Annotated in this window: 24 protein-coding genes; 10 read left to right on the top strand and 14 right to left on the bottom strand. The window is 65.9% G+C overall.

Translation table 11 applies throughout. From position 1 onward, the window contains the following. Nucleotides 1-39 precede the first annotated feature (39 nt). Nucleotides 40-2160, top strand: a complete 2121-nt coding sequence (locus tag GGR45_RS09390) for a ComEC/Rec2 family competence protein (protein ID WP_246358132.1) — start codon at nucleotides 40-42, stop codon at nucleotides 2158-2160. Nucleotides 2161-2188: 28 nt separating this feature from the next. Here the strand turns inward: GGR45_RS09390 and lexA are convergent, their stop codons facing one another. From lexA to GGR45_RS09360, 6 genes are read right to left on the bottom strand one after another with little or no spacing between them, the layout of a single operon-like run. Continuing rightward, on the bottom strand, nucleotides 2189-2869 hold the full coding sequence (gene lexA / locus GGR45_RS09385) for a transcriptional repressor LexA (protein WP_175311393.1): 681 nt from the start codon (nucleotides 2867-2869) through the stop codon (nucleotides 2189-2191). 55 nt (nucleotides 2870-2924) lie between these two features. Further along, entirely contained in the window at nucleotides 2925-4115 is a 1191-nt protein-coding gene (locus tag GGR45_RS09380; protein ID WP_419789995.1) for a molybdopterin molybdotransferase MoeA, read from the bottom strand. A gap of 48 nt (nucleotides 4116-4163) precedes the next feature. Next, nucleotides 4164-4631 carry a cyclic pyranopterin monophosphate synthase MoaC gene (gene moaC, locus GGR45_RS09375; protein ID WP_175311391.1) on the bottom strand — a complete coding sequence of 156 codons (468 nt, stop codon included), beginning with the start codon at nucleotides 4629-4631 and terminating at the stop codon, nucleotides 4164-4166. Further along, nucleotides 4628-5404 (bottom strand): indole-3-glycerol phosphate synthase TrpC, encoded by a 777-nt coding sequence (trpC, locus tag GGR45_RS09370; RefSeq protein WP_175311390.1) that lies wholly within the window; start codon nucleotides 5402-5404, stop codon nucleotides 4628-4630. Before trpC ends, moaC begins: the two co-directional genes overlap by 4 nt. Continuing rightward, nucleotides 5401-6396, bottom strand: a complete 996-nt coding sequence (gene trpD, locus GGR45_RS09365; RefSeq protein WP_175311389.1) for an anthranilate phosphoribosyltransferase — start codon at nucleotides 6394-6396, stop codon at nucleotides 5401-5403. Before trpD ends, trpC begins: the two co-directional genes overlap by 4 nt. Further along, nucleotides 6393-7007: an anthranilate synthase component II gene (locus GGR45_RS09360; RefSeq protein ID WP_175311490.1), complete on the bottom strand. Its 615-nt coding sequence runs from the start codon at nucleotides 7005-7007 to the stop codon at nucleotides 6393-6395. The genes trpD and GGR45_RS09360 overlap by 4 nt, the downstream gene beginning before the upstream one ends. Nucleotides 7008-7215: 208 nt before the next feature. Between GGR45_RS09360 and GGR45_RS09355 the strand changes: the two genes are divergently transcribed. Further along, nucleotides 7216-7659 (top strand): hypothetical protein, encoded by a 444-nt coding sequence (locus GGR45_RS09355; protein WP_175311489.1) that lies wholly within the window; start codon nucleotides 7216-7218, stop codon nucleotides 7657-7659. 311 nt (nucleotides 7660-7970) lie between these two features. On the opposite strand, the gene rimO is transcribed toward GGR45_RS09355, so the two are convergent. After that, nucleotides 7971-9311 carry a 30S ribosomal protein S12 methylthiotransferase RimO gene (gene rimO, locus GGR45_RS09350; protein ID WP_175311388.1) on the bottom strand — a complete coding sequence of 447 codons (1341 nt, stop codon included), beginning with the start codon at nucleotides 9309-9311 and terminating at the stop codon, nucleotides 7971-7973. A 118-nt stretch (nucleotides 9312-9429) separates the two neighbouring features. On the opposite strand from rimO, the gene GGR45_RS09345 reads away from it, so the two are divergent. Further along, nucleotides 9430-10524: an anhydro-N-acetylmuramic acid kinase gene (locus GGR45_RS09345; protein ID WP_175311387.1), complete on the top strand. Its 1095-nt coding sequence runs from the start codon at nucleotides 9430-9432 to the stop codon at nucleotides 10522-10524. Nucleotide 10525: 1 nt separating this feature from the next. Here the strand turns inward: GGR45_RS09345 and GGR45_RS09340 are convergent, their stop codons facing one another. The 3 genes from GGR45_RS09340 to GGR45_RS09330 all read right to left on the bottom strand — a co-directional run bounded on the left by GGR45_RS09340 (nucleotide 10526) and on the right by GGR45_RS09330 (nucleotide 12137). Next, nucleotides 10526-10774 carry a hypothetical protein gene (locus GGR45_RS09340; RefSeq protein ID WP_175311386.1) on the bottom strand — a complete coding sequence of 83 codons (249 nt, stop codon included), beginning with the start codon at nucleotides 10772-10774 and terminating at the stop codon, nucleotides 10526-10528. Between the two features lie 54 nt (nucleotides 10775-10828). Further along, nucleotides 10829-11365, bottom strand: a complete 537-nt coding sequence (locus GGR45_RS09335) for a CHAP domain-containing protein (protein ID WP_425505862.1) — start codon at nucleotides 11363-11365, stop codon at nucleotides 10829-10831. Nucleotides 11366-11486: 121 nt separating this feature from the next. Then, nucleotides 11487-12137, bottom strand: coding sequence for a DUF6975 family protein (locus GGR45_RS09330; RefSeq protein ID WP_175311384.1), 651 nt, complete (start codon nucleotides 12135-12137; stop codon nucleotides 11487-11489). Between the two features lie 265 nt (nucleotides 12138-12402). Between GGR45_RS09330 and GGR45_RS09325 the strand changes: the two genes are divergently transcribed. The 3 genes from GGR45_RS09325 to GGR45_RS09315 all read left to right on the top strand — a co-directional run bounded on the left by GGR45_RS09325 (nucleotide 12403) and on the right by GGR45_RS09315 (nucleotide 16610). Then, nucleotides 12403-14676 (top strand): S9 family peptidase, encoded by a 2274-nt coding sequence (locus GGR45_RS09325; RefSeq protein ID WP_175311383.1) that lies wholly within the window; start codon nucleotides 12403-12405, stop codon nucleotides 14674-14676. A 45-nt stretch (nucleotides 14677-14721) separates the two neighbouring features. After that, entirely contained in the window at nucleotides 14722-15438 is a 717-nt protein-coding gene (locus tag GGR45_RS09320) for an MgtC/SapB family protein (RefSeq protein ID WP_175311382.1), read from the top strand. Between the two features lie 143 nt (nucleotides 15439-15581). Then, on the top strand, nucleotides 15582-16610 hold the full coding sequence (locus GGR45_RS09315) for an aspartate-semialdehyde dehydrogenase (protein ID WP_175311381.1): 1029 nt from the start codon (nucleotides 15582-15584) through the stop codon (nucleotides 16608-16610). A gap of 139 nt (nucleotides 16611-16749) precedes the next feature. On the opposite strand, the gene GGR45_RS09310 is transcribed toward GGR45_RS09315, so the two are convergent. Both GGR45_RS09310 and GGR45_RS09305 read right to left on the bottom strand, forming a co-directional pair. Next, nucleotides 16750-17406 carry a YitT family protein gene (locus tag GGR45_RS09310; protein ID WP_175311380.1) on the bottom strand — a complete coding sequence of 219 codons (657 nt, stop codon included), beginning with the start codon at nucleotides 17404-17406 and terminating at the stop codon, nucleotides 16750-16752. Between the two features lie 99 nt (nucleotides 17407-17505). After that, complete coding sequence (locus tag GGR45_RS09305) at nucleotides 17506-18039, bottom strand: hypothetical protein (RefSeq protein ID WP_175311379.1); 534 nt, start codon at nucleotides 18037-18039, stop codon at nucleotides 17506-17508. A gap of 207 nt (nucleotides 18040-18246) precedes the next feature. Here GGR45_RS09305 and GGR45_RS19910 point away from each other — a divergent pair, with 207 nt between their 5' ends. The 4 genes from GGR45_RS19910 to GGR45_RS09290 all read left to right on the top strand — a co-directional run bounded on the left by GGR45_RS19910 (nucleotide 18247) and on the right by GGR45_RS09290 (nucleotide 21830). Beyond that, nucleotides 18247-18615, top strand: a complete 369-nt coding sequence (locus GGR45_RS19910) for a response regulator transcription factor (RefSeq protein ID WP_336621462.1) — start codon at nucleotides 18247-18249, stop codon at nucleotides 18613-18615. Continuing rightward, nucleotides 18612-19031: a DUF4019 domain-containing protein gene (locus GGR45_RS19905; protein WP_336621461.1), complete on the top strand. Its 420-nt coding sequence runs from the start codon at nucleotides 18612-18614 to the stop codon at nucleotides 19029-19031. The genes GGR45_RS19910 and GGR45_RS19905 overlap by 4 nt, the downstream gene beginning before the upstream one ends. Before the next feature lie 123 nt (nucleotides 19032-19154). Continuing rightward, nucleotides 19155-19916: an alpha/beta fold hydrolase gene (locus GGR45_RS09295; RefSeq protein WP_175311378.1), complete on the top strand. Its 762-nt coding sequence runs from the start codon at nucleotides 19155-19157 to the stop codon at nucleotides 19914-19916. 75 nt (nucleotides 19917-19991) lie between these two features. Next, nucleotides 19992-21830, top strand: a complete 1839-nt coding sequence (locus tag GGR45_RS09290) for a M2 family metallopeptidase (protein ID WP_175311377.1) — start codon at nucleotides 19992-19994, stop codon at nucleotides 21828-21830. 162 nt (nucleotides 21831-21992) lie between these two features. Here GGR45_RS09290 and GGR45_RS09285 read toward each other — a convergent pair whose 3' ends face one another. Both GGR45_RS09285 and GGR45_RS09280 read right to left on the bottom strand, forming a co-directional pair. Beyond that, nucleotides 21993-22433, bottom strand: a complete 441-nt coding sequence (locus tag GGR45_RS09285; RefSeq protein WP_175311376.1) for a hypothetical protein — start codon at nucleotides 22431-22433, stop codon at nucleotides 21993-21995. A gap of 73 nt (nucleotides 22434-22506) precedes the next feature. Continuing rightward, nucleotides 22507-23943 (bottom strand): AMP nucleosidase, encoded by a 1437-nt coding sequence (locus tag GGR45_RS09280; protein ID WP_175311375.1) that lies wholly within the window; start codon nucleotides 23941-23943, stop codon nucleotides 22507-22509. Nucleotides 23944-23950: the final 7 nt, after the last annotated feature.

The following is a 23950-nucleotide window of genomic DNA, read 5'->3' as shown; positions in this document are numbered from 1 at the left end:
TGTTGCGCTCAACCGCGCATACTCCCAGCATAAGATTCGATGGCCCAGTCAGCCGCCGCAGCCCCTAGCATCAAGCGCCCGCGCCGCCAAATGCCGCGCCTAGGTCCGCTGGAGCAATGGGCGGAGGCTGAGCGGAACCAGGTCGCGCTTTGGACGCCGGTCATGCTGGGCTCGGGCATCGCGGCCTGGTTCATGCTGCCCGATCCGCGAGCCTGGGGTGCGGTGATGCTGGCGGCCGGGGCGGTCGGTCTGGCGGCGGCCACCCTGGCCGATGGCGGACGGGTGATGCGGTCGATCGGCGTGGCGGCGCTACTGGTGGTCGCGGGAATGCTGCTGGCTTGGGCGCGAGCCGAGTCGATGCGCGCGCGCATCCTGTCACGGCCGGTGATGGCGGACATGGTAGCCACGGTCGATGCGGAGGAACAACTGGCGGCACGGCAGATCGTCCGGTTGACGCTGCGGCCGGTCGTGGCGCGAGACGGGCGTGGGCGGAGCCTGAGCCTGCCGCCACGTATCCGGGTATCGCTGGCGCAGGAGGACGCCCCTGCCGGTCTAGGACGGCGCGCGCGGATCCGGCTGCGGGCGCGGATGATGCCGCCCGCCGGGCCGGTAGCCCCTGGAGGCTATGATTTCGCGCGAGCGGCGTGGTTTCAGGGGATCGGCGCCACGGGACGCGGTTTCTCTCCCGTGCAGGTGCTGCATCCGGCCGACCAAGGCCCGGGACTGCGCGAGAGCCTGTCCCGGCGGATCATGAGCCATGTTCCGGGCAGCGCGGGGGGGATCGCGGCGGCATTGGCGACCGGTGATGTCGGCGGGATCGGTCAATCCGATGCGGAGGCGATGCGCCGTGCCGGGCTGGCGCATCTGCTATCGGTGAGCGGTCTTCATATCTCCGCGGTCGTCGGCATCGTCATGGTGTTGACGATCCGGCTGTTGGCGCTCTGGCCCTGGCTGGCGCTGCGTGTTCGGCTTCCGCTGCTGGGGGCGGCGACGGGGGCGGTCGCGGCGATCGGATATACATGGCTGACCGGCGCGGAGGTTCCGACGATACGCTCCTGCGTCGCGGCGATGCTGGTCCTGACGGCGCTGGCGATGGGGCGGGAGGCGATGACCTTGCGGCTGGTGTCGGCGGGGGCTCTGATCGTTCTGATCCTTCGTCCCGAGGCGTTGATGGGGGCCAGCTTTCAACTCTCCTTTGCCGCGATCACCGCCATCGTGGCGTTGCACGAACATCACGCGATTCGCCGGTGGCTGGGGCCGCATCCCGACTGGCGCCGGGCAGGGTTGCGACAGCTCGCGGCGCTGTTGCTGACCGGATTGGTGGTGGAAGCGGCGCTGATGCCGATCGCGGTCTATCATTTCCACAAGGCGGGGCTCTATGGGGCGCTCGCCAATATCCTCGCCATTCCCTGGACGACCTTTGTCGCCATGCCTCTGGAAATGATCGCGCTGCTGCTCGATCCCTTGGGGCTGGGCGAGCCCTTCTGGTGGTTGTTGGGCCACGCCCTGCAGCTGCTGCTGAGGCTCGCCCATGCGGTATCGGCCATACCCGGGTCGGTGATCGCGCTATCCGTCGCGCCGGGATGGGCATTCGGCCTGGCGGTCGTCGGCGGACTTTGGATCGCGCTGTTGCGGACGCGGTGGCGGTGGCTCGGCATACCACCCCTCGCGGTGGGCGTCCTCGTCATGGTGGCGGCTCCGGCGCCCGATCTGATCGTTACCGGCGATGGCCGCCATGCGGCTATCGCGACGGGGCAGGGGGTGGCGTTACTTCGCGACCGGGCGGGAGATTATATGCGGACCACTTTGTCCGAACTGAGCGGCGCCGATGCCGAGCCCGTTGCACTGGCCGAGCAACCGGCAGCGCATTGCGGACAGGATATGTGCGTCACCGCGCTGCGGCGGGGTGGACGTCGATGGCGAATTGCCGCGACGCGCAGTGGCTATCCGGTTCCCTGGACGGACCTGATCGCGCTTTGCCGGCAGGTCGATATCGTGATCGCCGATCGCCGCCTGCCCGATGCCTGCCAGCCGCACTGGCTGAAGCTGGATAGTCCGGCCCTGAGGCGCACGGGCGGCGTTTCGATCCGTCTCGATCCGCCGACGGTGCGAACGGTACGACAGCCAGGGGACCGCCACCCCTGGTCGTCAGCGTCGTAGGGCAGCGAGCGCCAACGCCAGGCCCGCCTCATTCGTAGCGGCGCAAAATCCCCGAAAGCTTGCCCTGCACCCGCACCTGCGCAGGCGCGTAACGCTGCGGGTCGTAAGCCCGGTTCGCGGGGTCGAGGCGGACCATCGAACCCTCGCGCCGGAAATATTTCAGCGTCGCCTCGCTATCGTCGATCAGCGCGACCACGATCTGCCCGTCGCGTGCCACATCGGTGCGGCGGATCAGCGCATAGTCGCCGTCGAGGATACCCGCCTCGACCATCGAATCGCCCGACACTTCCAGCGCATAATGCTCGCCCGAACCCAGCAGCGCGGCGGGGACGGCCAGCATCGAACTGCCCTCGAACGCTTCGATGGGCACGCCGGCGGCGATCCGGCCATGCAGCGGAATTTCGACCACGTCATTGGCCGGTTCGACCAGCGGACGCGCGGCGGGAGGACGCACATTGCCGGGCGCCGGTTCGGTTGCGGCAGGCTTTTCCGGGCGATCCGGCATACGCAGCACCTCCAGCGCGCGGGCGCGGTTGGGCAGGCGGCGGATGAAGTGGCGTTCTTCCAACGCGGAGATCAGGCGGTGGACACCCGATTTGGACTTGAGGTCCAGCGCCTCCTTCATCTCCTCGAAGGACGGCGAGACGCCCGTTTCCTTCAAACGGTCATTGATGAAGCAGACAAGCTCATGCTGCTTTGCGGTGAGCATCGCGATCCTCCGTCCAGAACAGACGTGGAACTTATATGGAACGTTTCGGCTTGCGTCAAGCGAGCATCAGGATTTCCGCCGAGTCGCCGATCGCCGCGGCGGGGGCGTGCGGCGGGCGTATGATAAGGCAGGTCGAACGCGCCAGGGTCAGCAGCATCGAGCTGTCCTGAATGGCCGCGGCATGGACCCGCCCGTCGAGCATGGCCGCACGCAGATAATCGATGCGCGGGCCGTTGGCGGGCAGATCCTCGCCCAATATCGCGGGGATAGGGGTCGGCAGCGGCTCGGCCGCGCCCGCCAGATGGGCGATCAGTGGACGGACGAACAGCGTGGCGGTGACGAAAGCCGAGACGGGGTTGCCGGGCAGGCTCAGCACCACCGTCTCGCCCAGCCGCCCCGCCATCATCGGTTTGCCGGGGCGAAGCGCGATCCGCCAGAAATCCACGCTGCCCCCGGCTGCCTTGAGCGCGGGCTGGACCAGGTCATGATCCCCGACCGAGGCACCGCCGGTCGTGACCAACAGGTCCGCCTCGACCGCGGCAAAGGCATTGCGCAGATGGTGTAGGTTGTCGGGCAGGATGCCCAGGTCGATGATCTCTACCGGCAGATCGGCGAGCATCGCGGCCAGCATGACGCCGTTCGACTCGGGTAGCGCAGCGGGATCACTGCTGCCCGGTGGAACCAGTTCATCGCCCGTCGCCGCGATGGCAACGCGGACGGGCGGGCGGGCGGGCAGGGTGGCATGTCCGCCGGTCGCAGCGACGGCGATCCGCGCCGGCGTCAGCCGCTGCCCGGCGGCGATGAGCGTCGTCCCTTCCAGGAAATCCAGTCCGCGCCGCCGCACATTACGGCCCTTATGCGCGGGACCTTCGCCCGCCAGCATCAGGATCGCACCGTCACGCGCCGCTTCCTCCTGAACCAGGACCGTATCGGCGCCGTCCGGAAGCGCTGCGCCCGTGAAGATGCGAGCCGCCTGCCCGCCATCGACTCGGCCGTCAAAAGGCCGCCCCGCCGCGCTCTCGCCGATGACGGTCCACGGCCCGGGCATGTCGTCGAAGCGGATGGCATAGCCGTCCATCGCGGACAGATGCTGCGCAGGCTGCGTTCGGCGCGCGGCGACGTCGCGTCCGGCCCAGCGTCCGGCGGCCTCACGCAGGGGTACGTCCACGACGGGGCGTTCGCTGGCCAGCGCCAGCAGGCGTGCTTGCGCTTCGGGGACGGGTAAGAGAATGACGTTCACTCCTATTGGCCCAAAGACGCACGGCGCCCGCTCGCGCGCTGCCGGGATTGTGCGTCAGGCCCGCCAGTCGCCTAATTTTCCACCGGTCTTGGAAAGCAGGCGAATATCACTAACGTCCATGCGCTTATCGAGCGCCTTGGCCATGTCATACACGGTCAGCAGGGTTACGGATACGGCGGTCAGCGCCTCCATCTCCACTCCCGTCTGACCCGCCGTCGCGACGGTGGCGGTAGCGGTCACGCCCTCTTCGTCCAGCGCCAGGTCGATTTCGACCTTGCTGAGCGGCAGGGGGTGGCACAGCGGAATGAGGTCGCTTGTCTTCTTGGCGGCCATGATCCCCGCTACCCGCGCCACCGCCAGCACATCGCCCTTCTGGACGCTGCCCGCGCGGATCGCCGCGGCGGCTTCGCGCGCCATGGTGATGCGACCTTGCGCCACGGCCTGCCGTGTGGTGGTCGGCTTGGTCCCGACATCGACCATGCGGGCCGATCCCTCCTCATCGAGATGGGTAAGGCCGCTCATCCGATCAGCGCGCGGGTCGCGGCTTCGACATCCTGCTGGCGCATCAACGCTTCGCCGACCAGGAAACAGTGGATGCCGTGCTCGGCCATCGCGTCCAGATCCTCCCGGCTCGTCAGACCGCTTTCGGCGACGAACGTACATCCTGCGGGAGCATGCGCGACGAGCTCATAGGTTCGCTGAAAATCGACGGTGAAGTCCCTGAGATCGCGGTTATTCACGCCGATCAGCCGCGACTTCAACCGGGCGGCGCGTTCCATCTCGGCGGCGTCGTGCACCTCGATAAGGGCATCCATGCCACATTCGACCGCGGCCGCTTCGATCTCCTGCATCTGCGTATCGTCGAGCGCGGCGACGATGATCAGGATCGCATCGGCCCCAAGCGCGCGCGATTCATGCACCTGCCAGGGATCGACCATGAAATCCTTGCGCAGCACCGGGATCGACACCGCCTCGCGTGCCTGTTCCAGGAAGATATCGGCGCCCTGGAACCAGCGCTCGTCGGTCAGCACCGACAGGCACGCCGCGCCCCCGTTCTCGTAAGCGTGGGCGTGGGCGGGGGGATCGAAATCCGCGCGGATCAGTCCTTTGGACGGACTCGCCTTCTTGACCTCGGCAATCAGCGCGTGGCCGGTCTTGGCGTCGAGCGCGGCGCGAAAGCCGCGTGGGGCGGACTTGGTCGCGATCCTGGCATCCAGATCGGCGTGGGACATGGTCGCCTTGCGCGCGGCAACATCGGCGCGCTTGGTTTCCAGGATGCGGTCCAGCATCGTCATCGGTAAGCAATCCATCGATCGAGAAGCGCCGCGGCTTCGCCGGTGTCGATCGCACGGGCGGCGGCGACCGCCCCCTGCGCCAGATCGGCGCTATGCCCGGCGACCAGAAGTGCGGCGGCGGCATTGAGAAGAACCGCGTCGCGATAGGCGCCCGGTTCCCCGGCGAGAAGACGGCGAAGCGCCTCGGCATTGTGGCGCGCGTCGCCGCCACGAATGGCGGAAATGGGATGGCGGGGCAGTCCCGCATCCTCGGGGGTGATGGTGGCAGGCGCGACTATGTCGCCCACCGATACCGCGATGCTGGCACCGGCGCCGGACAGCTCGTCCAGCCCTTCCTCGCCCGACACGACCAGCGCGGCCTCGGCCCCCAACTGCTCCAAAGCCTCGGCATAGACCGTCGCGTAATCGGGGCGCGCGATGCCGATCAACTGGCGTCCGACATGCGCCGGATTGGCGAGCGGACCCATCAGATTGAAGATCGTGCGCCGCCCGATCCGTCGCCGGATCGGTGTGATCCGCGCCATCGCCGGATGGTGGTTGGCAGCAAACAGAAAGGCTATGCCGATATCGGCAAGGCTCGCCTGCGCGACCGATCCTGCGCGCTCCATATCGAGGCCGAGCACTTCGAGCGTGTCTGCGGCGCCCGCCTTGGAGGACGCGGCGCGGTTACCATGTTTGGCGACCGGAACGCCGAGCGCCGCCACGACCAGCGATACGGCGGTGGAGACGTTGAGCGTATGATGCCCGTCGCCGCCTGTGCCACAGACGTCGATGGTGCCCTTCGGCGCCTCGATCGGGATGAGGCGCTGGCGCATGGCGCGCGCGGCCTCGGCGATCTCGATCGAGGTTTCGCCGCGTTCGGTCAGGCCGATCAGGAAGATGGCGATCGCCTCGTCGTCGGCGCGACCGTCCAATATGTCGGCAAAGGCCGCCGCCGCCGTCTCGCGTGACAGGGGGCTGACCGGATCGGGCAGCAACGCGATCGTGGTCACGCGACGGTCTCAACCGGTGGGCGCAGCCGCTCCGGCAGCTCATGCGCCACGCCCGCCTCGCGCAGGAAATTGGCGAGCATCGCATGACCATATTCGGTGGCGATGCTTTCCGGATGGAACTGCACACCGTGGATGGGGAGGGTTTTATGACGGAAGCCCATCACCGTGCCATCCTCGGCGCGCGCATTGACGACCAGGCTGTCCGGCACGTCGTTGACGATCAGCGAGTGATAGCGCGTCGCGATGAACGGCGACGGCAGGCCGCGGAACAGCCCGGTCCCGTCATGCAGCACGGGCGAGGTCTTGCCGTGCATCAGCCCGCCACGCTCGACCAGCCCGCCAAAATGCTGACCAATCGCCTGATGGCCCAGGCAGACGCCCAGCAACGGTCGACCCGCATCGGCGGCGGCGGCGACCAGCTCCAGACTGACGCCCGCCTCGGTCGGCGTACAGGGGCCTGGGGAGATGAGAAAGGCTTGCGCCCCCGACGACAGCGCTTGGCCCGCCGAGATCGCGTCGTTGCGCACCACCTCGACCTCGCCGCCCAATTCCTGAAGATAATGGACGAGGTTCCAGGTGAAGCTGTCGTAATTGTCGACGACCAGGATCATGGCACCGCCATAGCCGATCGCGCGGCCGGTGCAACGCCCCGTTCGCGCGGGCTGCGTCGAACGGGCATTCGTGACGGTGGCGGCGGAAGCCCCAGCCATGCGACAGGGCGTCGCAATTTCGCCCAAAATCGGCCTTGACCAGGCGCCGTTCAGCGTGGAGCCATGCGGAGCGTCCGACGTTGTCAGACCAGAAGGAGTTTTCGTGATCATGGTTCGAGCCGCTCTGATTGCCGCCCTGTTGTTGACTCCGGTCACGGCTTTTGCCCAGCAATCGGCGCAGTCGGATCAGGAGGCGCAGGCCAGCACTGGCCAGCCGCCCAAGCGCGTGCGCAACGTGACGTTGACGGGCAATCAGAAATGTCCCGAAAGCACGGCGGACGAGATCGTCGTCTGCGGCCGTGATGACGAGCCTTATCGCATTCCCAAGGCACTACGTGATGACAAGCCTATTCCGGCGCAGAACCAGAGCTGGGTCAATCGCGCCGCGACGATGGATCAGGTCGGTCGCGTAGCGGGTGGCATTCCCGACACCTGCTCGCCGGTCGGCACCGGCGGCCAGAGCGGATGCAGCATGATGTGGAACCAGCAATACCAGGCCGAGCGCCGTGCCCGCCGTGCGGAGGCAACCCCGCCTGCGGCTGACGGGGACTGATGTCGGCGCCGGAGACGCTCATCGTTCGGCTCCGGCGTTCGATGGCGCACCGCAGGCGTTAGCCTGGGGGAGGCCTGATGGAACAGGTCGCAGGGGAGCGTCCGCGTCACGGACGCGGTGCGTCGCGCGATACGGCATCCCCAAGACCAACGGTCGGGTCGAGCCCATGACCCGGACTACCAAGGATGGGAGAAGCCAAGCAGTCACGGGCCGCTTCGCCAGTTCCTCGGCGACTTTGCCGCCGCCCATAGGTCAACCGCGGGCTCCATAGGCTTACGCCTCATGAAGCCCTGGTCTCCTCGTGATGACGCTTATCCGTGGGCGCCGACGGGAACGCCGTACAGGTCATGCTCGTCGGCATCCTCGATCTCGACCTGCACGATATCGCCGATCGTCAGATGCCCGGCATCGCGCAGGAAGACCTCGCCGTCGATCTCGGGCGCGTCGGCCTGGGACCGGCCGGTCGCGCCGCCTTCCTCGTCCACCGCGTCGATGATGACGGGCAGGGTACGGCCCACCTTGGCGGCGAGCTTGGCGGCCGAGATCGCGGCGGTCTTTTCCATGATCCGCGCGTAACGCTCTTCCTTCACTTCCTCGGGGACGTGATCGGGCAGTGCGTTGGCGGCGGCCCCCTCGACGGGCTCAAAGCGGAAGGCGCCGACCCGGTCGAGCTGGGCTTCTTCCAGCCAGTCGAGCAGATATTCGAAATCCTCCTCGGTTTCTCCGGGGAAACCGACGACGAAGGTGGAACGGATCGCGATGTCGGGGCAGATTTCGCGCCACTGGTGGATGCGCTGGAGCACCTTGGCGTCGTTGCCGGGACGCTTCATGCGGCGAAGCACGGACGGCGCGGCGTGCTGGAACGGAATGTCCAGATAGGGCAGCACCAGCCCTTCGGCCATCAGCGGGATCACCTGATCCACATGCGGATAGGGATAGACATAGTGCAGCCGCACCCAGGGCGCGATCTTGCCCAGTTCGCGGGCGAGGTCGGTCATATGCGGCACGACCTCCTGCCCCTTCCACATCCGTGGTTCGCGGCGGATGTCGATGCCGTAAGCCGAGGTGTCCTGGCTGATGACCAGCAGCTCGCGCGTGCCCGCAGCAACCAGCTTCTCCGCCTCCCGCAGGATCGCGTCGGGGCGGCGGCTGACCAGATCGCCGCGAAGTGACGGGATGATGCAGAAGCTGCACCGGTGATTGCAGCCCTCGGAAATCTTCAGATAGCTGTAATGGCGCGGCGTCAGTTTAAGGCCAGCATCGGGGATCAGGTCGATATAGGGCGACAAATTGGCGGGGGCGGCGGCATGAACTGCCTCCACCACCTGCTCATATTCATGCGCGCCGGTGATCGCGAGCACGTCGGGGAAGCGGGTGCGGATCGCCTCGGCTTCCTTGCCCATGCACCCCGTCACGATGACGCGGCCATTTTCCTTGATCGCCTCGCCGATCGCCTCCAGGCTTTCCTCCTTGGCGGAGTCGAGAAAGCCACAGGTGTTGACCAGCACGACATCGGCCCCGGCATAGTCGGGGGACATCTGATAGCCATCGGCGCGGAGCTGCGTCAGGATGCGTTCGCTGTCGACCAGATTCTTGGGACAGCCGAGCGAGACCATGCCGACACGCGGCGGAGTAGGGAGTTTGGTTGCCATGGGATACGCGCGCACATAGTCCAGATCGGGGCACTTTTCCAGATGCGCTTGCGCCAGGTGGTCGACACGCCGCCACGATCCCGGCATGAGGCGGGTAAATGAGAGAGGGTTGGGCGCAATGCTGGCGATCGGATTGATGTCGGGAACGTCGCTCGACGGGGTCGATGCCGCGCTGATCGAAACCGATGGCGAGGCGCAGGTCCGCGCCCTGGCCTTTCGCACCGAACCCTATTCCGACAGCGCCCGCGCCGAACTGGCCGAGGCGACCACGCTCGCCCTGACCTTTGACCGGCCTCGTGCCAGTCCGCCGATCGTCGCGGCGGGCGAGCTGATCGTGCGGACCCATGCGATGGTCGTGCAGAAGCTCCTGCGTGACGCGGGCGTCGAGGCGGCGGCGGTCGACGTCATCGGCTTTCATGGCCAGACGGTCGCGCACCGTCCCGATCGCGGCTGGACCTGGCAGATTGGCGACGGACAGGCGCTGGCGGATGCCACCGGCATCGTCACCATCTCCGACTTTCGCTCCGCCGATGTCGCGGCGGGCGGGCAGGGCGCGCCGTTGATCCCTATCTATCACGCGGCGTTGGCGGCCGACCTGGAAAAGCCGGTCGCGATCCTGAATCTGGGCGGCGTTGCCAATATCACCTGGATCGGCCGCGACGGCGCGCTGGTCGCCTTTGATACCGGACCTGCCAACGGCCTGATCGACCACTGGATGGAGGCCCAAACCGGCCAGCGTTACGATGCGGACGGTGCGCTGGCGGCGGCGGGTCGCGTCGACCCGACCGTGCTGGATATGATGATGGACAACGCCTGGTTCGACCTGGCGCCGCCCAAGTCCCTCGACCGCAACGACTTTACCCTTCAGTCCGCACGCGGATTGTCGGCGGCGGACGGAGCGGCGACGCTGACCGCCTTTACCGCGCGGACCGTAGCGCGCGCGCTCGATCATCTGCCCGAGCGGCCCCGGCGGCTGCTGGTCGCGGGCGGCGGGCGGCACAATGCGACGATGTTGGCGATGATCGCGGCGGAGGCGGGGCTGACGCCCGAGCCGACCGATGCGCTGGGCTGGGACGGCGATGCGCTCGAGGCGCAGGGGTTTGCCTATATGGCGGTACGGCGGCTGGAGGAACGGCCGATCAGCTTTCCGGGAACGACGGGGGTGCCGCAGGCAATGACCGGCGGTGTGATTCACCACCCGGCCGGGGCTTAGCCTATCGCAGCTTGCGCGCTTCTGCGCCGACCTTGGCGGGGATCGTGCAGCCGTCAACCTCGCGCAACACCGCGAATTGCGGTTCGGCGTCCGGCATCTCGTTCAGCTTGCGGAGTTCGGTCTTCGGTTTCGTGCCTTTGACCCGCCGTTCCTTCGGGACGCAGCGATCGGGCACTTGGCCCAAGGTCGGCATGGTGGACGGGGGTACCCCCGGGTCAGCCATCAGGGCCAGCGCGACGAACAGGATCATCGATATCCTCCCAATTGCGGGAGGGATGATACACTGTCACGGCATTATCGGCAATCAGCGCGCGACATAGGCGTCGATCAGCGCCGCGACATAATCGGGCTTGTCGCTGGTCAGTTCGGGCGCGGCCCGACCCTTACCGTAGATGAAGCCGTAAATGGGGTAGACCGAACTTCCCAGACCATCCGAATCGCGGAACCAGACCTTGACCTGGCTCCAGTCGTTGCCCGGCGATACGTCGAACAGGGTGACGTCCTGCTCGGCATGGCCGCGCTGCCCGTTCTGGATCGACCAGTTGGCATGGGTCAGCATCAGCACCCTGTCCTCAACGACCCGGCTGACCACCGCGACATGGCCCAGTGGCAGGCGGCTGGTCTTTTCGAAGACGACGACCGCGCCGACGCGGGGCGTGCGGCCGCGCGGATATTTGCCCTCCGCCTTGGACCACCAGGTCCAGGCGTCGCCATAGATGGCGATGCCCGAAGCCTGACGCGCGAAGGGAACGCATTGCCCGACATAGTCGAGCAGCGAATGCGCCCCCGCGGCCGGGATGGCCGTCAGTGCGCCGAGCAATACCGCTGCTTTGGACACCATGGCTTTCATGGCGTTCACGCTATCGGGATTGGATGAAGGCCAAACTGTTTATGATGGTTAACAAGGCGGTAAGAAGACCGAACGAGTTGGAAGCGCGATCAGTCGAGTTTTGCCATCTGGCCTAGCCCCGCCGCGCGCTGGCCCGCGCCTCCAGCAGGTCCCACAAGCCGCGATGCTGGATCAGCAACTGGGTCGCGCCGAATCCCCGCGCGCGCGCCAGGCCGATACTCGATTCGTCATCCTCTTCGTCGCAAAGCGCCTCGGGCATGTGGCCGGGCGCGGGTGACAGGCCGAAGCGAAGCGCCGCCTGATCGAGTATCTGCCGGATCGCGCGCCAGTCGAGGATCAGTGCCGACACCGCCCCTGTCGCGCATCCCCGCCGGTCGGAATTGGCGAGCATTCCCAGGGTATGGCGAAGCTGGGTCAGCGCGGCATCGGTCTGTGCCTGGCCGGGGGTGGAGGGTAGAGGCCCCGCGGCCGAAGTCAGGCTGGCGAGAAAGGCGCGTTCGAAGGAAAAGGCGGTGGACGACTGGATCAGCCATGGCAGCGTTTCGATCTGGATGCCGCGCGCCATGGCATAATCGATCATGCAGGGGTGGTTGCCGTGAACCGTGCATACCGCATGGACGGCATCGGTCAGGTCGTGCAGCAGCACTTGCGGCATCAGCAGCGCCTGGAAATGCGGATGCCCCGCGCTGCCCCATCGCGCCAGGATCGCACGGATGTCGCCACGCCGATCGTCCAGCATATCTGAAGCGGTAATCGTCGCCATGTCCGTTCCGATGATGAGGCCCGTTGCGATAAGGGACCGGGCGCGGGCGACAGAACCGTCGTCCGGCCGTCGCACCCGAACAAACGGCTTAATCTGATTTTGTTAACGCGAAGTTTACGACACTCATAACGGATGCGTCATAATCGGGTGCTGGGACCCGGAAGGACATAGCCGATCGCGCTTGCGGGATTGCGGTGCCGTCGCGATAACGCCCGCCATGGGACTGGGAAGAGGCCCGGCAACGACAAGGTCTGGAGTGGTATGAATGCGCAAATGGGTGCTGGGTCTGGCGCTGGCTTCGGTCGGGGCATCGATCACGAGCGGGATGGGGGCGTCGGCCATGGCCGCTGAGACCCAGGCGAATGAGGCGGGGGCCAAAGCCGCTGAACTGACGCTGGCTCGCGTCTTTGGCAGCCCGGATCTGTCCGGCTCGCAGCCGCGCGGCCTTCGCCTGTCGCCCGACGGCACGCTGCTGACCGAGTTGCGCCCCCGTGCCGACGAACGCGAGCGGCTGGACCTCTGGGCGCGCGACACCCGTACCGGCGCCGAGCGGATGCTGGTCGATTCGAAGAAGGTCGGCTCGGGCGCGGAACTGTCCGAAGCCGAGAAGATGCAGCGCGAGCGCGCGCGTATCAGCGGATCCAAGGGTATCGTGGCCTATGACTGGGCACCGGACGGCCAGTCGATTCTGGTGCCGCTGGACGGCGACCTCTATCTCGCGAGCCTGGACGGGCAAGTCCGTCGCCTGACCAACACGCCAGGCGGCGAGCTGAACCCGATCGTCAGCCCCAAGGGCGGTTATGTCAGTTTCGTGCGCGATCAGAATTTGTGGACCATGCCCCTCGGCGGCGGCGAGGCGCGCCCGCTAACCAAGGAAGGCGGCGGCACCGTCCATTTTGGCGAGGCCGAGTTCGTCGCGCAGGAGGAAATGCACCGCTTCACCGGCTATTGGTGGAGCCCCGACGAGCGCTACATCGCGGTCGAGCGTTTCGACGACGCGCCCGTCAAGGTCGCGGTTCGCGCGGCGATCGGCGCGGCGGGCACCAAGGTCTATGAACAGCGCTATCCGGCGGCGGGCACGCCCAATGCGCTGGTCGACCTGTACGTCATGAAGGCCGACGGGTCGGGCCGGGTGAAGGTCGACCTGGGCACCAATCCCGACATCTATCTGGCGCGTGTCGACTGGACGCCCGACGGCAAGACCCTGCTCGTCCAGCGCGAAAGCCGCGACCAGAAGACGCTCGACATGCTGAAGGTCGATCCGACAACGGGCAAGTCGACCGTGCTGTTCACCGAACGCTCGGGCGAGCGCAGCTGGCTGAACCTGTCGGACGCCTATCGCCCGATGAAGGACGGCAGCCTGATCTGGCGGTCGGAGCGCGACGGCTATGGCCATCTCTATCGCTTCGCGGACGGCCAGTGGACGCAGCTGACCAAGGGGCCGTGGGTCGTCACCAATCTGGTCGGTGTCGATGAAGCCAAGGGGCGGCTCTATTTTTCCGGCCTGAAAGACGATGTGCTCGAACAGCATCTCTATTCGGTCGACATCGCCCAGCCGAACGTCATCACCCGCCTGACCGAGCGCGGCTATACCAACAGCGCCACGATGGATAAGTCGGCCAGCCGCTTCATCGTCTCTCGCTCCAGCCCGAGCCAGCCGACCCAGATTTATCTCGCCGATACCAGCGGCCAGCGGCTGAACTGGCTCAACGAGAATGCGATCAAACCGGGCCACCCCTATGCCCCCTATCTTGCCAGCCACCGCGAGACGAAATTCGGCACGATCAAGGCCGAAGACGGGACGACGCTTTATTGGGAGATGATTACCCCCAAGCTGGAACCGGGCAAGCGCTACCCCGTCTTCTTCCAGCATTATGGCGGTCCCGGCACGGGCCAGCAGGTCACGCGCGGCTGGCAGGGGGCACTGCCGCAATATCTGGTCGATCAGGGCTGGATCTTCTTCCAGATCGACAATCGCGGCTCGTATAATCGCGGCAAGGCGTTCGAGGATGCCATTTATCACGCGATGGGCACGGTCGAGGTCGCCGACCAGCTGGCGGGCGCGAACTATCTGAAGAGCCTGCCCTTCGTCGATGCGGGCCGGATCGCGACCTATGGCTGGTCCTATGGCGGCTATATGTCGATCAAGATGCTGGAAAAGACGCCGGGCGTCTATGCCGCCGCCGTGTCTGGCGCGCCTGTCACCGACTGGCAGCTCTATGACACCCATTATACCGAGCGCTATCTGGGTGATCCGCGTACCGATCCGCAAAGCTATGCGACCTCGCAAGCCATCACCGATGCGGCCAAGATCCGCGACCCGCTGATGTTGATCCATGGCATGGCCGACGACAATGTCTTCCTCGACAATGCGACCGCCTTTGCCGCCGAGATGCAGAAGACCGACACGCCGTTCGAGATGATGCTCTATCCCGGCCAGACCCACCGCGTCGGCGGGCCGGGCGTGTCCCAGCATCTGTGGCACACGATCCTAAACTTCCTCGACCGGACGGTGAAGGATAAGCCTGCGACGAAATAAGACTGTCATTCCTCCCCTTGCAGGGGAGGAATTAGGTAAGCAGCCATGGCATTCCTGAAGACCTTACACCTCTGGCCCTTTCTCGACACGCTGGTCAGCTATCTGACGGCCTTCGTGCTCGGCACCCTGATCGGGGCCGAACGGCAATATCGTCAGAGGACCGCGGGTCTGCGCACCAATGCGTTGGTCGCGATCGGCGCGGCGGCGTTCGTCGATCTGGGCCAGCGGCTGGGCGGCGACGTCGAGTCGATCCGCATCATCGCCTATGTCGTCTCCGGCATCGGCTTTCTGGGCGCGGGCGTCATCATGAAGGAGGGCATGAACGTCCGCGGGCTGAACACCGCCGCGACCCTGTGGTGCTCGGCGGCGGTCGGAGCGATCGCGGGCAGCGACATGGTGGCGGAGGCGGTGCTGCTGACCGGCGTGGTCCTGCTCGCCAACACCGCGCTGCGCCCGCTGGTCGACGCGATCAACCGCATCCCGGTGGAGGGGCGGCATGTCGAGGCGACCTATTCCGTCAGCCTGACCACCGTGGCGGCGCAGGCCGGGCCGGTCGGCGACATGCTGGTCGACCATCTGGAACGCGCCGGGCTCCCCGTCGCCGAGTTGGAGACGGAAGAACTGGGCGAGGATCAGGTGACGGTCACTGCCACCCTGACCAGCACCATCGTGGAGGCGGGCGAACTCGACCGGATCACGGACCATTTCCAGACGGTGCACAGCATATCCCACGCGACATGGGCTGCGAGTACGCACGATTAGCCTCTTACTTTCCTCCGCCTGCGGCAATGGAAAGAGCGGCTTTAAACTCTCGCTTGGCTCGCCCCAATGCGCACTTTTCGCAAAGCCGGTGGACGTGTCCGCGCAATGACGCTACCGGCTCACGCTTCCGAGTGGAGGGTTTAATGGGTTATCGCGTGGTGGTCGCCGGGGCGACGGGCAATGTCGGCCGGGAAATGCTCAACATCCTGGCGGAACGGGAATTCCCGATCGACGAGCTGGCGGTGCTTGCCTCGTCGCGCAGCCAGGGCGACCAGATCGAATATGGTGAGACGGGCAAGATGCTCACCATCAAGAATATCGAGCATTTTGATCCTGCCGGCTGGGACATCGCGTTGTTCGCGATCGGATCGGACGCGACCAAGATCTATGCGCCCAAATTCGCGGCTGCGGGCTGCATCGTGATCGACAATTCGTCGCTCTATCGGATGGACCCGGACGTGCCGCTGATCGTGCCCGAGGTGAACCCCGACGCGATTGATGGCTATAAGGCGAAGAACATCATCGCCAACCCGAATTGCTCGACCGCGCAGATGGTCGTCGCGCTCAAGCCCCTGCACGACAAGGCGAAAATCAAGCGCGTCGTCGTGGCGACCTATCAGTCCGTGTCTGGCGCGGGCAAGGCGGGCATGGACGAACTGTTCGAGCAGAGCCGCAACATCTTCGTCGGCGACCCCGCCGAGCCCAAAAAGTTCACCAAGCAGATCGCCTTCAACGTGATCCCGCACATCGACAGCTTCCTCGACGACGGCTCGACGAAGGAAGAGTGGAAGATGGTCGCCGAGACCAAGAAGATCCTCGACCCCAAGGTCAAGGTGACGGCGACCTGCGTCCGTGTGCCGGTGTTCGTCGGCCATTCGGAAGCGCTGAATATCGAGTTCGAGAACGAGATTTCCGCGCAGGAAGCCCAGGACATCCTGCGCGAAGCGCCGGGCGCCATGCTGGTCGACAAGCGCGAAGACGGCGGATACGTCACGCCGGTTGAATGCGTCGGCGATTTCGCGACCTTCATCAGCCGCGTGCGTGAGGACTCGACGGTCGATAACGGCCTGTCGCTGTGGTGCGTGTCGGACAACCTCCGCAAGGGCGCTGCGCTGAACGCCGTACAGATCGCCGAACTGCTCGGTCGCCGCCACCTGAAGAAGGGCGACTGACGCTTAACGCCTCCCCGGCAACGGGGAGGGGGACCAGCGAAGCTGGTGGAGGGGGGCGCGCCGCGGGGGGCAAGCTGTGTGGAAGCTCCCCTCCGTCAGCGCTTACGCACGGCCACCCCCCATACCGGGGAGGATCGGGTCACCGCCCCATATACAAGCCCGGCCGGTGCCAGGCGAACAGGATCAGGCTGATCGCCGCCGCGCTGATCGCCGACCAGGCCAGTTGCACACCGCTGACCACCGGGATCGCCATCGCCAGGATGAAGACGTCGAGCGCCACCTGGGTCATGCCCATATTCCAGCCGCGCTTGCGATAGAGCCAGATGGTGATGACTCCGGTCCCGCCGACCCCGGCCTGATGCCGGGCGAGTGACAAGATGCCCATGCCGATCACCGTGCCGCCGACCAGCGCGGCAAAGGCAGGGTGGACCGCATCGACATGCACCGACACGCGCGTGATCGCCGACGCCGCACCGATGCCGATGTTCACGAGCACGGTCTTCACCGCGAACCGTGCCCCCATGACCTTGTGTGCGAACAGGAAGAACGGGATGTTGACCAGCGTGAACAGCACACCCGCCGGCAGCGGGATCAGGTAGGACAGCAGCAGGGCGACGCCCGCGATCCCGCCGGTCACCAGCCCTGCCGCTTTCAGGAAGACGAGCCCGACGATCAAGAGCGTGCAGCCGATGAAGATCGCATAGGCATCTTCGAGCAGGCTGTGCGGACGTCCGATCGGGCTGGGCAGGCCTTCGGTGGCGAGCGTCGTGTCGGGGGCGGTGGCAGCTGCGGTCATCGAAGGTCCGGTCAAAGGGCCGGCATCCGCTCCCGATTGGCCTGCTTCTGGCGGCAGGGGCATCGCCTTATCGCAAATGGCGCGAAAGGCCAATCTTACTCAGCGCAGGAACAGCCAGCCCAGTCCCGCGATCGCCGCCAGTGCATATAGCCCGCCCTGCGCCCGCAACAGATAGCCCGCGCCCAGCACGGCCGTCACCCCCAGCGCGCAGGCCGCGACGCGGTCGGCGGCGATCCGTTCCAGCACGATCAGCGCGCCGACCAGATTGGCGGCCGCATGAACGGCGATCCACAGATAGGAGGCAAAGACGCCGATCGACCCGAGCAGCGGCATCTTGATGGTCGCAAAGCCGCGCATCGTGGTGGGGAACAGGTCGGCCGCCAGATGAAAGCCAATGCCGAACCCCAACCCCGCTGCGACCGGCCAGGTCCGCAAGTCGAGCATCGCGACGTAAAAGGGCAGGACGCTGTGGATCAGCGCGCTACGGTGCTGAAGGTGCAGAGGGGTGTCGAGATCGGGAAGCCGCGTCCCCGCCGCCGTCGCGGCGGCGACGGTCGCGATCATGATCCACGGCCCGCTTCCGCCCGCGAATGCCAGGATCACCGCGAGAAGAAGAAAGAGCGACGCTGCCATGGATGGCGGCTAGCCATTTGTACTTGTTTTGTCCATGATGGCGAGTCGGCGAGTCGATAAAAAAAGGCGCGGAATCCGGCGGGTTTGCGCGACCAAGCTGGGACGCCGTGTCACGGCTGTCATGCTTTGGCCGCGATCACCGCTTTCCCCGACCGGTACAATTTTTTGAGGGTGGTCGGTTCAGCCCCTGCGGCATATTTCCGGCCCATGACCATGCCGACCAAGACCGGTGTCGCCGCGCTTACCGAAAAGGAGAAGCAAACCCTGCGCCTGATCGTACGCGGGCATGACGCCAAGTCGGTGGCACGGGAGTTCGGCCTGTCGGTTCACACGATCAACGAACGCCTGCGCGATGCCCGCCGCAAACTGGCCGTGTCGAGCAGTCGCGAGGCCGCGCGCCTGTTGCTGGACGAGGAAGGGGGCAGGACGTCGCCGTCACGGACCCCCGAAAAGCTGGGGGACATGCCGATGGGGGAGGACCAGCCCCACCGGACGGCGGATGAAAGCCCGGCGCCGGTCATCGGCGCGAGGCGCGGCACCGCCGCCCTCGGATCATCATCGGAGCGACACTCATGACCCTCGCCCTCGGCCTTATTGCCCTCAGCGGCCTGACCCATATCGCCTCCGCACCGCCGCAAGCGGCGTCTGCGTCAACAACTGCCACCGATCCGGCGGTGGTGGAGACCGCGCAACGCTTCGTCGAGCTGATCGATCAAGGCCGCTGGGCAGACAGCTACCGGCTGACCACGACCAGCTTTCGCAAGCTGAATAGCGAACAGGTCTGGGCCACCACATCGCAAAATGTGCGGACGCCGCTGGGCAAGCTGGTATCGCGCACCTTCCTCAGTCAGGACGATATCCCCGCACCGCCTGCCGGGTACCAGATGGTGCGGTTCAACACCCGTTTCGGCACCTCGGCGCCCGTGGTCGAAACCGTGACCCTGGAACGCGAAAACGGCGAGTGGCGAGTCGCGGGTATCTACGTCGGATAGAGGCAGAGGCGGGGCGTGTACTTCGGCTTCACTCAGCGCAAACGAAGGTTGGGATCAATGCGTGCACATCTCTCCCGATCACATTAGGAGCCTGGGTACCGCCCAACCCCGGAGACCGAACCCTTGGCCGACACCGCCCCCGAAACCCGCTTCTTCGACAGCTTCGATGGAACCTCGATCGCCTGGCGCGAGATGGGGGAGGGGCGCGCGGTGGTGCTGATCCATGGCTATTTCTCCGACGCCCAGACCAACTGGATCCGGTACGGCCATGCCGCCGCGATCGCGGCCAAGGGCTACCGGGTCATCATGCCCGATCTGCGCGCACATGGCGAAAGCGGCAAGCCGCATGACCCCGTCGCCTACCCCATGGACGCGCTGACCCGCGACGGCCATGCGCTGGTCGAGCATCTGGGGCTGACCGATTACGACCTGGGCGGCTATTCGCTGGGCGCGCGGACGGTCAGCCGGATGCTGGCGACGGGCGCAGAGCCCGGCAAGGCGATCTTTGCGGGCATGGGGCTGGAAGGGCTGCTCCACACCGATCGCCGGGTCGAGCATTTCACCAATATTCTCACGCGGCTGGGCGAACATAAGCGCGGCAGCCCCGAATGGATGGCCGAGGCGTTTCTCAAGACCACCGGCGGCGATCCGGTAGCGTTGCTGCACATCCTGAATACCTTTGCCGATACGCCGTTGTCGGCGATCGAGGGTTTCGATCTACCGGCGCTGGTCGTGGCGGGAACCGAGGATTTCGACAATGGCGCGGCAGTCGATCTGGCCGACGCCCTACCGCGCGGTCGTTACGTCGAGATCCCCGGCAACCATATGAGTTCGGTCACCAAAGCCGAGCTGGGCGCGGCGATCGCGCAGTTCCTGACGGCTTGACGACGACGGGCAAAGCCGCGCAACTGCACGTCATTCGCCCGTTTGGAGGGCAAATCGGGATTCCAGGGGGATAGCATGATCCGTTCCGCCGTTTCCGGCACCGTACTGGCCTTTGTGCTTGCCGGTGTCGCTCACGCCCAAAGCGCGGCGCCTGCCGCTCCGGCAACGCAGCCGCCTGCGACCGCTGCCGGGGCCGATGCCTTCGTCGCCGAGGCGGAGAAGACATTGGCTGAAAAGTCGGTCGGCGCGCAGCAGATCGCCTGGGTCAATGCGACCTATATCACCGACGATACCGACGCGCTGGCCGCCGCCTCGGGGGCGGAGATGACCGATCTGGCGGTCCGCTACGGCCTGGGCGCGGCGCGCTATCAGGCGCTGCCCGGTCTGTCCTTTGACACCAAGCGCAAGCTCGACCTTCTGCGCGGCGGCATCACGCTGCCCGCTCCGACCACGCCGGGGGCGGCGGCGCAGCTGTCGATGCTGACGACGCGCATGTCGTCGTCCTATGGCAAGGGCAAGGGCGCGCTGAACGGCCAGCCGATCAACGGATCGGACATCGAGGCCGCGATGGGCAGCGAGCGCGATCCCGCCAAGCTGAAGGAGATGTGGGTCAGCTGGCACGACAATGTCGGCGCGCCGATGCGCGGCGACTATGCCCAGATGACCGCACTGGCGAACCAGGGCGCCAAGGAACTGGGCTATGCCGATGCGGGCGCGCTGTGGCGTTCGGGCTATGACATGCCGCCCGAGCAGTTTGCTCAGGTCACCGACAAGATCTGGGGCGAGCTGGAGCCGCTATACAAGGCGTTGCACACCTATGTCCGCTGGAAGCTGAACGAGAAGTACGGCGACGCGGTGCAGGCCAAGACCGGCCCGATCCGTGCCGACCTTCTCGGCAATATGTGGGCGCAGGAATGGGGCAATATCTATGACCTCGTCGCGCCCAAGGGCGCGGGCGATGTCGGATATGACACCGGCGAGCTGCTGAAGGCCAAGGGCTATGACCCGATCAAGATGGTGAAGGCGGGCGAGGGCTTCTATTCTTCGCTGGGCTTCGCGCCGCTGCCTCAGACCTTCTGGCAGCGCTCCCAGATCACGAAGCCCGCCGACCGCGAGGTGATCTGCCACGCCTCGGCCTGGGACATCGACAATCTGGACGATATCCGGATCAAGATGTGCACGAAGGTCAACGCCGACGACTTCGTGACGATTCATCATGAGCTCGGTCACAATTACTATCAACGTGCCTATAAGGATCAGCCGTTTCTGTACAAGAACGGCGCCAATGACGGTTTCCACGAAGCGATCGGTGATACCGTCGCGCTGTCGATCACGCCCGATTATCTGGTGAAGATCGGCCTGCTCGACCCGGCACGCGTGCCGAGCGCCGACAAGGATATCGGCCTGCTGCTGCGACAGGCGATGGACAAGGTGGCGTTCCTGCCCTTTGGTCTGTTGATCGACAAGTGGCGCTGGGGCGTATTCTCGGGCCAGATCCCTGCCAGCCAGTATCAGGCCGGCTGGGACGCGCTGCGCCTGAAGTATCAGGGCGTGGTGCCGCCCGTGGCGCGCGACGAGACCAAGTTCGATCCGGGCGCGAAATACCACATCCCCGCAGGCGTGCCCTATGCCCGCTATTTCCTCGCGCGGGTGCTCCAATTCCAGTTCTACAAGGCAGCATGTCAGCAGGCCGGGTGGAAAGGGCCGCTTCACCGCTGTTCCTTCTATGGCAATAAGGAGGTCGGCAAGAAGCTGAATGCTATGCTGGCGATGGGGCAGTCCAAGCCCTGGCCGGATGCGCTGCAGGTCTTCACCGGCAGCCGCGAGATGTCGGGCAAGGCGCTGGTCGAATATTTCGCGCCGTTGAAGACGTGGCTCGACCAGCAGAACAAGGGCAAGCCGCAGGGTTGGTGATCGATCGGCGCTCCCCGGGTTTGGCGCGGGGAGCGTCTTGACGGGTTGAGGGAGCCACTGGCGGTGACACCCCACCGTCAGCTTCGTCCTGTCGCTTCCCTTGCAGGGGGGAGCTTTCGACCTTTCCTACCGCCGTTCAGGCTGAACGGCGGGGGAGGGCAATCATTCCTTCTTGCTGTCCTCGTCCCCATCCCGCTTCGCACTGCTCCCCTTGAGCGACAGCAATGCCGCCGTCAGCCCGGCCGCGGCGGCCAGGCTGCCGAGGATCGAGGCGACACCCCATTTGCCGCCGACCCGGTCCAATCCATGCCTGCCCAGAACCGGAGCGGGCGCGGGCTTGATGGCGGCGGGTTTGCGGGGGGCGGTCTTGCGCGGCGTGGCGCGCTTGGTCGAGCGCGGTTTGGGTGGGACCTTGGGCTTGGCCGGGACCTTCGCTACCTCGGCTTCCACCCCATCACTCGGCGCGTCGGTCTGGAGGGCGGCAGGATCGGCTTCCTGCGCCTTGGGAGCGGGACGCTTGCGCGGGGCGGGGGTGCCCGCCGCCTTGGGCGCGGCACGGCGGCGGGGCGGGCGTGGTTTTTTCGGCTCGGTGGTGTCGACCATGGCGAAATCCCCCATTCAAACAAGGCAGCTTCGGTTCGTCACCGTAACGCTTACGCCCGCCCCCGGTTGCCGATCAGCGGAAGGGCGGCTCGTTGAACGCGCGCAGCTTGCGGCTGTGCAGCTTATTACCCTCGCGCCGAAGCTGTTCACACGTCTCGATGCCGATCCGCATATGCTCGCTGATCGCGCGCTCATAGAAGCGGTTGGCCTGGCCGGGTAGCTTCAACTCGCCATGCAATGGCTTGTCCGATACGCAGAGTAGGGTGCCATAGGGCACACGAAAGCGATAGCCCTGCGCCGCGATCGTGGCGGACTCCATGTCGATTCCGACCGCGCGGCTGAGCGAGAAGCGCAGCGCCGACTTGGAATAGCGCAGCTCCCAGTTGCGATCGTCGGTCGTGACGATGGTGCCCGTGCGGAGCCGGCGCTTCAGTTCATCGCCCGACTGGCCCGAGACGATTTCGGCCGCCTTGGCGAGCGCGACCTGGACCTCCGCGATGGCGGGCACCGGAATTTCGGGTGGCAGGACATCGTCGAGCACATGGTCGTCGCGAAGATAGGCATGGGCCAGCACATAGTCGCCGATCCGCTGGCTCGGACGCAGCCCGCCGCAATGCCCGATCATCAGCCACGCCTCGGGCCGCATCACCGCCAGATGGTCGCAGATCGTCTTCGCGTTGGACGGGCCGACGCCGATATTAACCAGTGTGATGCCCGTGCCGTCCTTGGCGACCAGGTGATAGGCGGGCATCTGATGCCGCCGCCATGCGCTGTCGGTGACGATCTTGTCGACATCCTCCGGCCGCTCGATGACGATCCCGCCCGCGCCCGACAGAGCAGTGAAGCGCGAGCCCTCGCCCAGCTGCGAGGCGCCCCAACGGACGAACTCGTCGACATAGCGGTGGTAATTGGTGAACAGCACATAGCGCTGGCAATGTTCGGGCGGCGTGCCGGTGTAGTGGCGCAGCCGCGCGAGCGAGAAGTCGGTGCGCAAGCCGTCGAATAGCGCCAGCGGCCGGTTGCCGTCGGCGGTCATCCACAGCCCGTCGGCGATCTCGTCACCGATATGCGCCAGTTCCGTGGCGGGGAAGAATCGCGCCAGCTCGCTCGCGGATACCGTGTCGAGGCTCAGCGCGTGGCCGGGATCGAGGACATAAGGGAAGGGAATTTCCTGCCGACCCGGCACGGCCTCGACCGAGACGTCGTAATCCTCGATCAGCAGCGTCAGTTGCTCGACAAGATAATCCTTGAACAGCGTCGGCTTGGTGACGCTGATCCGATAGTCACCCGGCGATACCAGGCGGCCGAAGGACCGCATCGGGGTCGGGCGGCCGCCTTCGCCGCGAAAGATCAGCCGGATTTCAGGATAGGCGAAACAGCCTTGCGCACGATCCTCCAGCGTGGGCGCGGTGCCGTCGCGGAGATAGAGGGTCAGCGCCTCTTTCAGGCGCGTCACAGAGGCGGTGTAAAGGCGGTCGAGTTCTTCGACGATCTGGACAGCTTGAGTCATCGGACAG

This window comes from Sphingomonas zeae (genome assembly GCF_014197135.1).
GTDB lineage: Bacteria > Pseudomonadota > Alphaproteobacteria > Sphingomonadales > Sphingomonadaceae > Sphingomonas > Sphingomonas zeae.
Note: the sequence above shows the minus strand (reverse complement) of the source record. Positions and strands in the feature narration are given on the sequence as shown.

Excerpts from the sequence above, each read along its gene's own strand:
- GGR45_RS09390 (WP_246358132.1), top strand. The coding sequence starts at position 40 with ATGGCCCAGTCAGCCGCCGCAGCCCCTAGCATCAAGCGCCCGCGCCGC.
- lexA (WP_175311393.1), bottom strand. The coding sequence starts at position 2,869 with ATGCTCACCGCAAAGCAGCATGAGCTTGTCTGCTTCATCAATGACCGT.
- moaC (WP_175311391.1), bottom strand. The coding sequence starts at position 4,631 with ATGAGCGGCCTTACCCATCTCGATGAGGAGGGATCGGCCCGCATGGTC.
- trpC (WP_175311390.1), bottom strand. The coding sequence starts at position 5,404 with ATGACGATGCTGGACCGCATCCTGGAAACCAAGCGCGCCGATGTTGCC.
- GGR45_RS09360 (WP_175311490.1), bottom strand. The coding sequence starts at position 7,007 with ATGATCCTGGTCGTCGACAATTACGACAGCTTCACCTGGAACCTCGTC.
- GGR45_RS09355 (WP_175311489.1), top strand. The coding sequence starts at position 7,216 with ATGGTTCGAGCCGCTCTGATTGCCGCCCTGTTGTTGACTCCGGTCACG.
- rimO (WP_175311388.1), bottom strand. The coding sequence starts at position 9,311 with ATGGCAACCAAACTCCCTACTCCGCCGCGTGTCGGCATGGTCTCGCTC.
- GGR45_RS09345 (WP_175311387.1), top strand. The coding sequence starts at position 9,430 with ATGCTGGCGATCGGATTGATGTCGGGAACGTCGCTCGACGGGGTCGAT.
- GGR45_RS09340 (WP_175311386.1), bottom strand. The coding sequence starts at position 10,774 with ATGATCCTGTTCGTCGCGCTGGCCCTGATGGCTGACCCGGGGGTACCC.
- GGR45_RS09335 (WP_425505862.1), bottom strand. The coding sequence starts at position 11,365 with ATGGTGTCCAAAGCAGCGGTATTGCTCGGCGCACTGACGGCCATCCCG.
- GGR45_RS09330 (WP_175311384.1), bottom strand. The coding sequence starts at position 12,137 with ATGGCGACGATTACCGCTTCAGATATGCTGGACGATCGGCGTGGCGAC.
- GGR45_RS09325 (WP_175311383.1), top strand. The coding sequence starts at position 12,403 with ATGCGCAAATGGGTGCTGGGTCTGGCGCTGGCTTCGGTCGGGGCATCG.
- GGR45_RS09320 (WP_175311382.1), top strand. The coding sequence starts at position 14,722 with ATGGCATTCCTGAAGACCTTACACCTCTGGCCCTTTCTCGACACGCTG.
- GGR45_RS09315 (WP_175311381.1), top strand. The coding sequence starts at position 15,582 with ATGGGTTATCGCGTGGTGGTCGCCGGGGCGACGGGCAATGTCGGCCGG.
- GGR45_RS09310 (WP_175311380.1), bottom strand. The coding sequence starts at position 17,406 with ATGACCGCAGCTGCCACCGCCCCCGACACGACGCTCGCCACCGAAGGC.
- GGR45_RS09305 (WP_175311379.1), bottom strand. The coding sequence starts at position 18,039 with ATGGCAGCGTCGCTCTTTCTTCTTCTCGCGGTGATCCTGGCATTCGCG.
- GGR45_RS19910 (WP_336621462.1), top strand. The coding sequence starts at position 18,247 with ATGACCATGCCGACCAAGACCGGTGTCGCCGCGCTTACCGAAAAGGAG.
- GGR45_RS19905 (WP_336621461.1), top strand. The coding sequence starts at position 18,612 with ATGACCCTCGCCCTCGGCCTTATTGCCCTCAGCGGCCTGACCCATATC.
- GGR45_RS09290 (WP_175311377.1), top strand. The coding sequence starts at position 19,992 with ATGATCCGTTCCGCCGTTTCCGGCACCGTACTGGCCTTTGTGCTTGCC.
- GGR45_RS09285 (WP_175311376.1), bottom strand. The coding sequence starts at position 22,433 with ATGGTCGACACCACCGAGCCGAAAAAACCACGCCCGCCCCGCCGCCGT.
- GGR45_RS09280 (WP_175311375.1), bottom strand. The coding sequence starts at position 23,943 with ATGACTCAAGCTGTCCAGATCGTCGAAGAACTCGACCGCCTTTACACC.